This window comes from Candidatus Poriferisodalis sp., assembly GCF_965208895.1.
Lineage (GTDB): Bacteria > Actinomycetota > Acidimicrobiia > Acidimicrobiales > Poriferisodalaceae > Poriferisodalis.
Map to the genome: position 1 here is coordinate 836,255 of NZ_OZ242363.1, position 13,746 is coordinate 850,000.

The window sequence follows — 13,746 nt, forward strand, 5'->3', positions numbered from 1 at the left end:
AGGGGCCTAGAGGCCCATGTTGATCCACAGCGTGCGCAGCAGGAGCCGGCCTGGCTCGGTCACCGCAGCGATGACGCCGATGGTGACCAGCGCCGAGACGATGAGCATTGCCATGTCGCGTTTGCGCACCTGGGTGCGATACAGGCGGCTCACTCCCTTTGCGTCCACCAGTGCCGAAGACACCTGCATCCGGGTCAGGAAGGTCGACGCCATGCCTCGGCGGCCCTTGTCGAAGAAGTCCGCCATCGACGTATGCGAGCCGACCTCGACAATCTGCTCGGCCCTCCGCTCGAAGGCGAGCCTCAATGCGACGTCCTCGCTGGTGCCCGGCGCAGCGATGACGTCGTAGCTGAGTCCGGCGTCGTCGAGCCGCTGCGCGCCCGGTGCGCCCCCTTCGGGATATCCGTGCACGATGAGCTGTGCCCCGCACTTCAGCGCTCTCGGTGAGACCGAGTCGAAGTCGCCGATGATGATGTGGGGCACAAGACCGGCTTCGAGAAGGGCATCGGCGCCCCCGTCCACCCCGATGATGACGGGTCGCATGTCGGACATGTAGCCCGAGCGGCGAAGCGCCGCCAAATCCTCGCGGTAGTCGATGCCGCGCACCACGACGAGCACATGGCGGCGGCTCAGCTCATGTCGCAGCGGCGGGATCTCCAGCTCGTCCGTGAGGACCTGCGGCTCCTTCTCGAGGTACTCGAGCGTGTTGCGGGCGAAGCTGCCGAGCTCGCTGCGCACCGCGATGCGCGCCGATTCCAGCACCTGCTCGAAGTGTTCGGCATCGCGGCGATACCCGGTCGCCATCACCTGGTCATCTCGCAGCACCTCATCGCCTGCGATAGCAACTTCCTCGCCGTCGCGGAGCGATGCGAACGCCTCCTCACCGATGTCGTCCAGTACCGGCACTCCTGCCTGAGCGAGCGTGAGCCCACCTAATGCCGGGTACCGCCCGGTCATCGTCGATTCTGCGTTGACCACGGCGATCGCACCTGCTGCGAGAAGGCCATCGGCAGCGACCCGATCGAGATCGGCGTGGTGAACCACGGCGATCTCGCCCCGCTCCAAGCGCCGCACCAAGTTCTTGGTACGGCGATCCACGCGACACCTTCCGGCGAATTCGACGTGGCCGTTACCCCCGCTGCGGCGCAAGCGCTGGCGCCCCCACAACGACCGCGAGCGGGACATGCTCACCCTGGTGAGCCGCTGCGCTCGGACAGCAGATCCAACTCGGCGGCGAGCTGCGCCGGATCCCGCGCAGCTCGACCCGCTGCGGCGACCTCCAGCAACTCGGTCGCGTGCTGGCGGCCGCTGGCCAACGCCGGCTGACCAGCGAGCATTCGTGCGAGTTCGCTGACGCGATCCTGCCCCGCCACTGCAACGAGGTCTGAGGCCACCGCGTCGCCGTCGTCGGTCTTTCGGACGGCGACCTGGGAATGCGCGAACGCTGCAACCTGCGGGAGGTGGGTGACCACCAGTACTTGGTGGTGCTCGGCAAGGTTGGCGAGCGCCTGGCCGACCGCCAGCGCCGTCTCGCCGCCGATGCCGGCGTCGACCTCGTCGAACACCAGCGTTGGGGGGCCAGCGGTCAACACCAGTCGCAGTGCCAGCATCACGCGCGCCAGCTCGCCGCCGGAGGCCACCTTCGACAGGGGTCCCGGCGCAACTCCCCGGTTCGCACTGAATGCCAGCTCGACGTTGTCGCTCGGACCTTCGCCGCTGACGTTGACCTGCAGCGTGCCCGCGGCCAGCGCCAGCGACGCCAGGTGCTTGCTGGCTGCGGCAGCGAGTCCGGGTGCAGCGGCACGACGAGCAGCGGCCACGGCGTGAGCCTCGGCTTCGACACGCCGTTGGGCGACAACGATGCCTTCCTCCAGCTCAGCTGCGAGCTCGGCGTGGCGCTCAAGCTGGGAGAGGCGTTCCGCCGCTCGGGCGCCGAACGACGCCACCTCGGCAAGCGTGTCGCCGTACTTGCGAGTCAGCTCACGCAGCAGTTGGTGCCGGGCACGGACGTCGGCCAGCGCGTGGGGATCGTCCTCGATCGTCTCGAGCACGCCGCGCAGTTGCGCGACGGTGTCGTCCAGTTCGGCGGCCACAGCGGCGAGTCGGTCGCTCACGGGGGCGAACGCCTTGCGAGCGGCCAGCAAGGCCGCCGCTGACCCGAGCCGATCGATCGCCCCGTCGTCGCCGGCAAGCTCCTGGCGAGCGCCATGACCGTCCGCGAGGTGCGAAGCGGCATCGGCCAGCAGGTCCTCTCGCTCGGTGATCCGCTCCAGCTCGCTGGCGTCATCCAGCCGTGCCGCAGTGATCTCGTCCACCTGGTACCGCAGGAGATCGATCTCTTGCGCCCGCGCCCGCGCATCACCGCCGAGTGCGGCCAGGTTCTCCCCCAACGCCCGCAGTTCCTCACGTGCTGCGGTCAGCGGGCGCAGATCGATGCCGCCCCAGCGATCCAACGCCTCACGCTGAGTGCGTGTCCGCAGCAACGACTGGTGCTGGTGCTGCCCGTGAAGGTCGACGAGTTCGGCTCCCAGCTCCGCGAGCTCCGGCGCCGACGCCATAGCGCCGTCGAGGTAGGCGCGGCTGCGACCGGTTGCGGGGACCACGCGGCGCAGCACGCGCTCGCTGCCGTCAGGGCTCACGAACCTGCCCTCAACGATTGCTTCAGAGGCGCCGGCACGCACCATCCCAGGATCGGCTCGCCCCCCCATCAGCAGCTGCACCGCCTGCACCACAAGCGTCTTGCCGGCGCCCGTCTCGCCGGTCAGCGCTGTCATGCCATCACCGAGCACCAGATTGGCCCCCGTGATGACGCCGAGATTGCGCACCGCCAGCTCGGCGAGCATCAGCGATCCTTCAGACCGAATTTGTGCTTCAGCACACGATGGAAACTGCCACCGCCGGCGGTGACGAGGCGGGCCTCGTAGGGAGCGCGCGTCACCACGAGTTCGTCGCCTGTGTGCAGCATCGTGGCCGAGCGGCCGTCCACGGCGGCAAGCGCCGGCCGTTCGCTGATCACCCGAACGCCGATTTCCGTGTCCGGCGGCAGCAGCAACGAACGGTCGAACAGCATGTGCGGCGCGACCGGCGTGACCTGCAGCGATGAGTGCGTCGGCGCAACGACCGCACCGCCCGCAGAGAGGCTGTAGGCCGTGGAACCGGTAGGCGTCGAGACGATGAGGCCGTCTGCCGCATAGGTCGCGAACACCTCGCCGTCGAGCCACACCTCCAGCCTGACCGTGTGACCTGGATCGCGCTTCTCGAGCACGACCTCATTCAGTCCTGTCCACACATCGGTGTCTTCGGTGTCTTGCGGATCTCGATCGTGATCGCCTGCGTCGTCACGACCTTCGCCCGCGGCTCGGCGCACTCGTGCGCTGACCATCATCCGTTCGGAGACCCCTAGGGCCCCTGCGAGCGCTGCGGCGACCGTTTCGGTGAGCTGTCCCGGCTCGAATTCGGTCAGATAGCCGAGGTGGCCGACATTGACGCCGAGCACCGGGACGCCTGCGGACGCGACCAGATCAAACGAGCGCAACATGGTGCCATCGCCGCCCACGCTGACGGCAAGGTCCCAGACGGAGCCGGTCAGCTCGCCGGCCTCAAGATCGGGACGACCGATCGCCGCCGCCTCCACGCCACCCATCTCGACAGTGTGACCCTCGCCTTCCAGCCAGTCCACGAGATGCGTCGACGCCGCCAGCGCCTCAGCCCGCTCGGCATGGGCGATCACCAGCACGCCGCTCATGGTGACGCCTCCCCGGTGGTGGGGATGCCGCCGGCTCCTGCTGCGCCAGCGCTGGGCGGCACCTCGAGGGCAATCTCGACGGCGATCTCGATGGCGGCCTCCAGGTCGAACGCCCGGGGCTCAGCATCGTCGGTCGCTGCGAATGTGCCATCCACAACGCGCCGACAATGCAGGAAGAACTCGGCGTTGCCTGCGGCGCCTCGCAATGGCGAGGCAGTGACGCCGCACGGTGCAAGACCGTTGAGCGAGGCCCTGGTTGCCACGTCGCTGAGCACTCTGCGCCAGACCTCGGGGTCGCGTACCACGCCCTTGCCCCGCGAGGCCTCCCTCCGGCCGGCCTCGAACTGCGGTTTCACCAGCAGCACGGCGTCCCCGCCCGGCGCCGTGCACGCCGCCAGGTTCGGCATCACCGTCTCGAGCGAGATGAACGACAGGTCAGCGGTCACGATGTCTGCGGCGCCGCCGATGTCGGCGGGCCCGACATGGCGCACGTTGCAGCGTTCCTGCACTATCACTCGCGGATCGTCTCGCAGGCGAGCGTCCAGCTGACCCCAGCCGACGTCGACGGCAACGACCTGCGCGGCCCCGCGCTGCAGCAGGCAGTCCACAAACCCACCCGTAGAGGAACCGGCATCGACGACTCGCCGTCGCGCTACGGCGATCCCGAATGTGTCCAGCGCAGCGTCGATCTTGTCCCCGCCGCGTGACACGAATCGCGGGGGTTCGCCGCTGACGTGGACTGGCTCGCCAGCCGCCACCATTCGGGACGGCTTGTGCGCGACGGATCCCCCGACCAGAACGCGACCGCTCGAGATGAGTGCCTGTGCTGCCGCCCGCGACGGCACCATGCAACGGCGGACCAGCTCGTTGTCGAGGCGTCGTCGGGCGACGTTCATGCAGCCGAAAGTACCAGCGCGCCCGTGGCGCGCCGCAGTGATTTCCGCTCGAGGTACGAGCCGGTCAGACGTACCAAGTGCCGCGTGAACGCAGCAGCTGCGAAATGTCGGCCGGACCTTGTTTTTCCTGGGCCGCAGCCAGCTGTCGCGTGGAGGCCATTGCGTACTCACTGCGCCGCACAGCGCGGAACACACCGACCGGCGTCGGCTCGAATGGTCCTCGTGCCAGACGAGCCAGCATGAACGCCGTCGAGGGATCGTGCTTCGATTCGTCGTGCACAAGCAATTCATCGGTGCCCACATCGGCGGTGTGCACGACTCGGGCGCAGCCTGACTCGTCGATGACGCCGAACTCGCCGTCGGCCCCGAATTGGATGGGTTCGCCATTCTTCAGCGGGATCAGGTTGGCATCGCGGTTCTGCTTCTTGGTCACCCCTTCGAACGCGCCGTCATTGAAGACGTTGCAGTTCTGGAACACCTCCACGAACGCGGCGCCGTCGTGTTCGTGCGCGCGCCGGAACGTCTCCATCATGTGCTGGCGGTCCATGTCATGGGTCCGGGCCACAAAGGACGCCTCGGCGCCAAGTGCTACCGCCAGCGGATTGAACGGGGCGTCCAGCGAACCCATCGGCGAGCTCTTGGTGACCTTGCCGACCTCGCTGGTGGGGCTGAACTGGCCCTTGGTGAGGCCGTAAATCTGATTGTTGAACAGGAGCACCTTGATCTTGACATTCCGACGCAATGCGTGGATGAGGTGATTGCCGCCGATCGACAGCATGTCGCCGTCGCCGCCGATGACCCACACGTCGAGATCCGGCCGGGCCATCGCCAAGCCGGTGGCGATCGCCGGCGCGCGGCCATGGATGCCGTGCACGCCGTAGGAGTTCATGTAGTACGGGAACCGGGCGGCACAACCGATGCCCGAAACGAACACCGTGTTGTGCGGTTCGGTGCCGAGGCTGGGCATCAGCATCCGCATCGCCGTCAGAATGGAATAGTCGCCGCAGCCCGGGCACCAACGAACCTCCTGGTCCGAGGCCCAGTCTCCGGGCTGTGTGGTGGGCGTCATCGAGGTATCTGTCATCGTGGAGTTTGCCTCTGTTGGTGTTGGCTGGTCTCGTTCGTTACGGGTGAGTTGGGGCTCAGTTGCTGACCGACAGCTCTTCGAGGCGCTTGCGGACCGCAGCGGTCACCTCTCCGGTGGTGAAGGGCACGCCGTCGATCTTGCCAAAGTGCTCGACATCGATCAGGTATCTCGCCCGCACCAGATCGCTCAGCTGGCCCTTGTTCATCTCGGGACACACGACGGCCCGGTAGCGCCGCAGCACGTCGCCGAGGTTTGCGGGCAGCGGATTGAGGTGGCGAAGGTGTACGTGGGCCACCTCGAAGCCGTCATCGCGCAGCCGTCCCGCAGCCGCGTCGATGGCGCCCCACGTGGAGCCCCAGCCCAACATGACGAGATCGGCATCGACATCGCCGGCAACCTCGACATCGGGTACGTCGACCCCGTCGATCTTGGCCTGCCGCACGTCCACCATCAACTGGTGATTCTCCGGATCGTAGGAGATGTTGCCGGTGCCGTCCTCTTTCTCGATGCCGCCGACGCGGTGCATCAGTCCGGGCGTGCCGGGAATGGCCCACGGGCGGGCCAGAGACTCGGGATCGCGCAGATAGGGAAGATAGATGCCGTCGCCGTCTTCGTTGGTGCCGTTGAATTCGGTCGCAAACTCGACGCCGATGTCGGGCAGGCTGTCGACGTCGGGAAGCAGCCAAGGTTCTGAACTGTTCGCCAGGTAACCGTCCGACAGCACGATGACGGGCGTCCGGTACTTCAATGCGATGCGCGACGCCTCGATGGCGATGTCGAAACAGTCGGCTGGGCTGCGGGGCGCCACCACCGGCAGCGGCGATTCCGAGTGCCGCCCGTACATGGCCATCATGAGGTCGGCCTGCTCAGGCTTCGTGGGCAGGCCCGTCGACGGTCCGCCACGCTGGATGTCGAGCACCACCATCGGCAGCTCAAGGCTCACCGCAAGGCTGAGCGTCTCGCCCTTCAGCGCCAATCCCGGCCCCGATGTGGAGGTGAAGGCCAGCGCCCCGCCGAACGCCGCTCCCACGGCTGATGCTGCCGCGGCGATCTCGTCTTCAGCCTGGAACGTCCGCACGCCGAAGTTCTTCTTCAACGACATCTCGTGAAGGATGTCGGAAGCCGGCGTGATGGGATACGAGCCGAGGAAGACCGGCAGGCGTGCGAGCTGGCCCGCAACGACACAGCCCCAGGCCAGCGCGGTGTTCCCGTTCACGTTGGTGTACTCGCCGGGCGCCAGCGGGGCCGGCTTCACCTCGTAATGGGCTTCGAAGATCTCGGCCGTCTCGCCGAAGTTGTAGCCCGCCTTGAACGCCGCCGTGTTGGCGTTGATGACCTGCTCGCGGCCTCGGAATTTGGTGTTTATGAACTCGAACGTCGGCTCGACCGGCCGGGTGTACATCCACGAGATCAAGCCGAGAGCGAAGAAGTTCTTGGATCGCTCCGCGTCGCGTGGCTTGACCCCGTGCTCGGCCACAGCGTCGCGGGTGATCTGGCTCATCGGCACCGGGTAGGCGCGGTAATCGTCCAGCGTGCCGTCATCGAGCGGATTGGACGAGTAGCCGGCCTTCTCGAGATTACGTTCGTTGAAGGCGTCTGTGTTCAGGATCAGCGCGCCGCCCTGGGTGAGGTTGTGCAGCTGCGCCTTCAGTGCCGCCGGGTTCATCGCCACGAGCACCGTCGGGGCATCGCCCGGCGTGGTGATGTCGAAATCGGAGATGCGGACCTGGAACGCCGAGACGCCGGCGAGCGTCCCCTGGGGGGCGCGGATCTCGGCGGGGAACTCCGGCAGTGTGGACAGGTCGTTGCCGAGCGCGGCGGAGATGCTCGTGAATTGGTCACCGGTGAGCTGCATGCCGTCGCCGGAGTCGCCGGCGAAGCGAATGATGACCTCATCGATCTCCTGCAGCGGCAGTTCGCGCGATGCGGTATCGGTCACTGTTGTCTCCTAGAGAAGGGGCTCCTGGGGGCAATTGCGGTCGCTCCAAGCGACCACGCTAGTCGCGGCCGCATCGGTACGGCCGGGTCTGCGCATCGATCAGGCGATGGTCACCGCCTGGTCCAAGTACACGTCTTGGATGGCTCCGAGCAGTTCAACGCCTTCGGCCATGGGTCGCTGGAACGCCTTGCGGCCCGAGATCAATCCGACGCCGCCACCGCGCTTGTTGACGACTGCGGTCTTGACGGCTTCGGCCAAGTCGGTGGACCCTGAACTGGCACCACCGGAATTGATGAGACCCACACGTCCCATGTAGCAATTCGCCACCTGCCAGCGGCACAGGTCGACCGGGTGATCGGTCGTCAGCCGGTCGTACACCGCGGCGTGGGTCTTGCCGAAGCCGGGCACCGAGACAAATGCACCGTTGTTCTCGGGCAGCTTCTGCTTGATGATGTCGGCTTCGATCGTCACACCAATGTGGTTGGCCTGTGCGGTGGCATCGGCGGACACATGATGGTCGACGCCGCCAGCCTCGCCGGACAGGTCGATAGCCGGATTGCGCAGGTAGCACCACAGCACGGTGAACATGCCGAGGCCATGCGCTTCTTCGAATGCGTCGGCGACCTCAGTAATCTGGCGACCGCTCTCGGCCGAGCCGAAGTAGATGGTCGCCCCGACACCGGCGGCGCCGAGTTCGTGCGCCCGCTGGACCGAGCCGAACATGATCTGGTCGTACTTGGAGGGGTACGTCAGCAGTTCATTGTGGTTGATCTTGACGATGAACGGGATGCGGTGGGCGTAACGGCGGGATACCGCTCCCAGGACGCCGAATGTTGTGGCCACGGCGTTGCAGCCGCCCTCGAGCGCCAGCTCCACGATGGATGCCGGGTCGAAGAAGATCGGGTTCGGCGCGAACGATGCGGCACCCGAGTGCTCGATCCCTTGGTCCACCGGCAGAATCGAGACGTATCCGGTGCCGCCGAGCCGACCGTTGTCGAACAGCGACTGGAGGCTCCGCATGACCTGCGGCGAGCGGTCGGTGCCGGCGACCACATCGGTCACGAAGTCTGGCCCGGGCAGGGTGAGCAGGTCTCGCCCGATGCCTTCGCATGTGTGGTCAAGCAGATAGGAGGCCTGCTCGCCGAGCAGGCGCTCGATGTCGGTCGTCATGTCGGTCGCTTGCCTCGCGCGATCTGGCGGCACCGGTATGGGGGGACCGGAACCGGGGGTCGGTACCGGGGGAGGCGCTCGCCGAATGGCGCGTCCACTCTATCTGCGCAGCCGTGACCCGAGCGGCCCGTGAAACCCATCGCATGAGACCAGGGCACACGAGCAGGCGCCAGACAGGCAGCGCAGCGGGCGCGAAGCGCTGCCCTCAGCCGTCACCGGTGCCGAGCGCCGCCAGCCGGTCGTGTACATCCACAAAACCGGGCTCGACATCGGCGACCCTGGCGAACCCGCGCCGGGCACGCTGTAGGTCGCCGACCCTGTCGTACAGATCGGCGAGGGCGTACCACAGCCTGAGGTGATGCTCGCCAGGACGCTTTGGGCGCAGCGGGCCCGCTTCGAGCAGGCGAATGGCGTCGCGCGGCCGACCCTCGTCGGCCAGAGCACCGGCAGCGACGATGCGTCCTTCGGTCATCGTCTGGGCATCTGGGTCGGCATGCCTCAGCCGGTCCCACACCTCCTGAACGTCATTGAGACGGCCCAGCGCCCGGTAACAGTCCGCCAGCACCGGCAGCTGGTCGACAGAGCGGGTCAGCGTCTCGTAGTGCTCGAGCCGGTGAGACGCAGCCGTCCAACGGCCGAGGCGGTACAGCGTGAGGCCGTAGAGCTCTTGCACCTCCGCTACGGCGGCATATCTCGATGCCAGCGGTCGCAATATGGACAGCGCGTCGCCGAACCGCTCTGCCAAGAAGTCCTCGCCCGCGTCACGCAGGCGCCGGGCCAGCCGCTCCTGCTCGGAGGTCGGCATACCTCGAACCGATGCCGGGTCCAGCTGGGGCAGCTCCAGGCGCACGTTGGGCCGTCGGCGGCGCTGGGCGGGGGCCGCCGACGGCTTGGCACGCTGAGGTCCCTGCGGCGGCTCAGGTCGGCGATTCTGGCGCTCGGGCACTTTGGCCGCGTAAGCGTCGCCCCGGTCGGCGCCAGGGATCGGTCTGAGCACTGCGGCACCTTTGCGGGCCACGCCGCCCCAATCGGTGCGGCGAGCCGCCTGCTCTGCAACCTCGTCAATCGGCTTGTCGCGGCGGCGCGCAGGACCCGATCGATCCTGCGGCGCTCGGGGGCCCTCACCTCGCCCTCGTCGACGATCGCCGCCAGCGGGTTCATTGCGACGGCGACCGGTTTGATCTCGATTGCGGGGCGTCTGCCGTCGATCGCGATCGCTGTCAGGACGCCGTTTCGGGCCTTTGCGAGGTGGCCGCCGATTCTCTGACACCCTTCGAGGCTAGGTCCCAGACGCGAAGAACCCCCGCCGTTTGCACGACGGGGGTTCGGGTTCCGGCAGCGACCTACTCTCCCAGGGGAATTGCCCCCAAGTACCATCGGCGCTGGCAGGCTTAACTTCCGTGTTCGGAATGGGAACGGGTGTGGCCCTGCCGCCATAACCACCGGAGATCCAGTGCGCCCGGATTTCCCGTTCACACAGTTCCAGAGTGCGTGCGGTGTTGCCCGCACGGCGATTCCTGCAATAGCGATGCACGCGCTGCGCACGGACGTGCCATGCGCTTCCTCGAGGCTGAGTATCGATACCAAGCCCTCGGCCGATTAGTACCGGTCTGCTGAACACATTGCTGCGCTTACACATCCGGCCTATCAACGTGGTTATCTGCCACGGGCCTTACCTGGTTGTACCAGTGGGAGATCTCATCTTGGAACAGGCTTCGCGCTTAGATGCTTTCAGCGCTTATCCCTTCCGCAGGTCGCCAACCAGCCGTGCTCCTGGCGGAACAACTGGCACACGAGAGCTGCGTCCATCCGGGTCCTCTCGTACTACGGACAGCTTTCCTCAAATCTCCTACAGCTACAGAGGATAGGGACCGAACTGTCTCACGACGTTCTAAACCCAGCTCGCGTACCGCTTTAATGGGCGAACAGCCCAACCCTTGGGACCTGCTTCAGCCCCAGGATGCGATGAGCCGACATCGAGGTGCCAAACCTTCCCGTCGATATGGACTCTTGGGGAAGATGAGCCTGTTATCCCCGGGGTACCTTTTATCCGTTGAGCAACGACGCTTCCACACGCAATCGCTGGATCACTATGCCCTGCTTTCGCACCTGCTCGACCTGTATGTCTCACAGTCAAGCTCCCTTGTGCCATTGCACTCGACGACTGATTGCCAACCAGTCTGAGGGAACCTTTGGGCGCCTCCGTTACCATTTGGGAGGCGACCGCCCCAGTCAAACTACCCGCCTGGCACTGTTCCCGAACCCGATCAGGGTCCTAGGTTAGAGTTCCGACATGAGCAGGGTCGTATTTCAAGGTTGACTCCACGCATGCTGGCGCACACGCTTCCTAGTCTCCGACCTATCCTACACAACACGTGCCACAACCCAATACCAAGTTATAGTAAAGGTCCACGGGGTCTTTCCGTCCTTCTGTAGCTAACGAGCATCTTTACTCGTACTTCAATTTCGCCGGGTCTGTGGTTGAGACAGTGGGAAAGTCGTTACGCCATTCGTGCAGGTCGGAACTTACCCGACAAGGAATTTCGCTACCTTAGGACCGTTATAGTTACGGCCGCCGTTTACCGGGGCTTAGGTTCACAGCTTCGCTCCGAAGAGCTAACCGTTCCCCGTAACCTTCCGGCACCGGGCAGGCGTCACAGCGTATACATGGTCTTACGACTTCGCACGCTGCTGTGTTTTTAGTAAACAGTCGCTTTCCCCTATTTTGTGCCACCCTTTCAGGCTCAGACAGCAAGTGTCGTCACCATCTTGGGGTCATCCTTCTCCCGAAGTTACGGATGCAATTTGCCGAGTTCCTTAACCACAGTTCTCCCGTTCGCCTGAGTATGCTCTACCTGCCTACCTGTGTTGGTTTAGGTACGGGCACCACGTGAACTCGCTAGAGGCTTTTCTAGGCAGCATGGAATCAGTGACTTCGCCTGTAGCGGCTCGGCATCGCGTCTCAGACTTCATGGGGCCCGGACTTACCTAGTCCCCGTCCTACTCGCTTACCCCAGGTCTACCATCGCCTGGGTTCACCTATCCTCCTGCGTCCCCTCATTGCTGTCCTCCACTCGGTGGGTCGGTTCGCCCTCCCCGAAGGGAGGACAGCCCCTTAGCAACCGTGTTTCAGACTGGGCGCGCACGCGGTGGTACCGGAATATCAACCGGTTGTGCATCGACTACGCCTCTCGGCCTCGCCTTAGCTCCCGACTAACCCTGGGAGGACCAGCCTTCCCCAGGAACCCTTGGGCTTACGGCGGAGGGGATTCGCACCCCTCTCTCGCTACTCATGCCAGCATTCTCGCTCGGACCCGCTCCACCGGCGCTCACGCTCCGGCTTCGCTGCAGGCACGACGCTCCCCTACCCCTCAAACTGCCGCTCGCGGGTGGTCAAGACCACCCCGACGCAGGCGAATTCAAAGACGCGGCTTCGGCGGTGTATTTAGCCCCGTTACATTATCCGCGCAGGACCACTCGACCAGTGAGCTATTACGCACTCTTTCAAGGGTGGCTGCTTCTAAGCCAACCTCCTGGCTGTCTGGGCAATCCCACATCGTTTGCCACTTAATACACACTTAGGGGCCTTAGCCGGCGTTCTGGGCTGTTTCCCTCTCGTCCAACGAAGCTCATCCCCCGTGGACTCACTGCCGCACTCTGGAGCCATGGCATTCGGAGTTTGACTGGGGTCAGTAAGCTTGTGGGCCCCCTAGCCCAATCAGTGCTCTACCTCCATGGCTGAACGTGCGACGCTGCACCAAAATGCATTTCGGGGAGAACCAGATATCACCGTGTTTGATTGGCCTTTCACCCCTATCCACAGGTCATCCGCCCAGTTTTCAACCTAGGTCGGTTCGGGCCTCCACGGAGTCTTACCTCCGCTTCACCCTGCCCATGGATAGATCACACGGCTTCGGGTCTACAGCATGCGACTGTGCGCCCTATTCGGACTCGCTTTCGCTCCGGCTTCCCATCGCTGGTTAACCTTGCCACACACCGTAACTCGCTGGCTCATTCTTCAAAAGGCACGCTGTCGCGCTTGAACACAAGTGTCCAGTAGCGCTTCAACTGCTTGTAAACCAATGGTTGCAGGTACTATTTCACTCCCCTCCCGGGGTACTTTTCACCTTTCCCTCACGGTACTAGTTCGCTATCGGTCGCCGACACATATTTAGCCTTACGAGGTGGTCCTCGCAGATTCACGCCGGCCTTCACGGAACCGGCGCTACTCGGGAGCAATCCCAGGAGGCAAATAGATTTCGCGTACGGGGCTGTCACCCTCTGTGGCCCGCCTTTCCTGTACGGTTCCGCTATCTACTTGCTTTGTAACTCCTTGACCGATCTGGTGCTCGGTCGGGGATGTCCCACAACACCGATCCGGCAACGCCACCAGGCTTTACCACCGGACTCGGTTTAGGCTATTCCCATTTCGCTCGCCGCTACTCCGGGAATCGCTGTTGCTTTCTTTTCCTCAGGGTACTGAGATGTTTCAATTCCCCTCGTTCCCTCTACCTGCCCTATAGATTCAGGCAGGAGTGACACCCGATAAAAGGTGCCGGGTTTCCCCATTCGGATATCCACGGATCAAAGCCTATTCGGCGGCTCCCCGTGGCTTATCGCAGCCTATCACGTCCTTCATCGGTGTTCGGCGCCAAGGCATTCACCATTGGCTCTTCGTAGCTTGGTATATCGATACTCAGTCTCGAAGAATCAAATCCCCTCTGCTCAATTGCAGAGGGTCTTGATGCTCGTGCATCGCTATGCAGTTATCAAAGAGCTGCGGCGTGAGAGCGCGACGCAGCGCTCCCTGGCAGCAGAACAGAGGACGAGCTGACTGGTATCAGACAGCACCAGTGCTCCAACTGGGAATCTCCGTCTGAGACCAGAGGCCACAGTGGCCTCTGTCTCG

Annotated in this window: 8 protein-coding genes and 2 rRNA genes; all 10 read right to left on the minus strand. The window is 64.6% G+C overall.

From position 1 onward, the window contains the following. Nucleotides 1-6: 6 nt before the first annotated feature. Nucleotides 7-1,185: a putative cytokinetic ring protein SteA gene (steA, locus tag ACOGJB_RS03825; RefSeq protein ID WP_419839496.1), complete on the minus strand. Its 1,179-nt coding sequence runs from the start codon at nt 1,183-1,185 to the stop codon at nt 7-9. A 2-nt stretch (nt 1,186-1,187) separates the two neighbouring features. Further along, nucleotides 1,188-2,843: a DNA repair protein RecN gene (gene recN / locus ACOGJB_RS03830; RefSeq protein WP_419839497.1), complete on the minus strand. Its 1,656-nt coding sequence runs from the start codon at nt 2,841-2,843 to the stop codon at nt 1,188-1,190. After that, nucleotides 2,843-3,745, minus strand: a complete 903-nt coding sequence (locus ACOGJB_RS03835; RefSeq protein ID WP_419839498.1) for an NAD(+)/NADH kinase — start codon at nt 3,743-3,745, stop codon at nt 2,843-2,845. Before ACOGJB_RS03835 ends, recN begins: the two co-directional genes overlap by 1 nt. Continuing rightward, complete coding sequence (locus ACOGJB_RS03840; protein WP_419839499.1) at nt 3,742-4,641, minus strand: TlyA family RNA methyltransferase; 900 nt, start codon at nt 4,639-4,641, stop codon at nt 3,742-3,744. Before ACOGJB_RS03840 ends, ACOGJB_RS03835 begins: the two co-directional genes overlap by 4 nt. Nucleotides 4,642-4,705: 64 nt before the next feature. Beyond that, nucleotides 4,706-5,725: a 2-oxoacid:ferredoxin oxidoreductase subunit beta gene (locus tag ACOGJB_RS03845; RefSeq protein ID WP_419839500.1), complete on the minus strand. Its 1,020-nt coding sequence runs from the start codon at nt 5,723-5,725 to the stop codon at nt 4,706-4,708. Nucleotides 5,726-5,783: 58 nt separating this feature from the next. Then, complete coding sequence (locus ACOGJB_RS03850; RefSeq protein ID WP_419839501.1) at nt 5,784-7,667, minus strand: 2-oxoacid:acceptor oxidoreductase subunit alpha; 1,884 nt, start codon at nt 7,665-7,667, stop codon at nt 5,784-5,786. Nucleotides 7,668-7,766: 99 nt separating this feature from the next. Then, entirely contained in the window at nt 7,767-8,837 is a 1,071-nt protein-coding gene (locus tag ACOGJB_RS03855) for a class I fructose-bisphosphate aldolase (RefSeq protein WP_419839502.1), read from the minus strand. A 205-nt stretch (nt 8,838-9,042) separates the two neighbouring features. After that, on the minus strand, nt 9,043-9,834 hold the full coding sequence (locus ACOGJB_RS03860) for a hypothetical protein (protein ID WP_419839503.1): 792 nt from the start codon (nt 9,832-9,834) through the stop codon (nt 9,043-9,045). Nucleotides 9,835-10,167: 333 nt separating this feature from the next. Continuing rightward, nucleotides 10,168-10,284, minus strand: a 5S ribosomal RNA gene (gene rrf / locus ACOGJB_RS03865). A gap of 132 nt (nt 10,285-10,416) precedes the next feature. Beyond that, nucleotides 10,417-13,524 (minus strand): 23S ribosomal RNA (locus ACOGJB_RS03870). Nucleotides 13,525-13,746 lie beyond the last annotated feature (222 nt).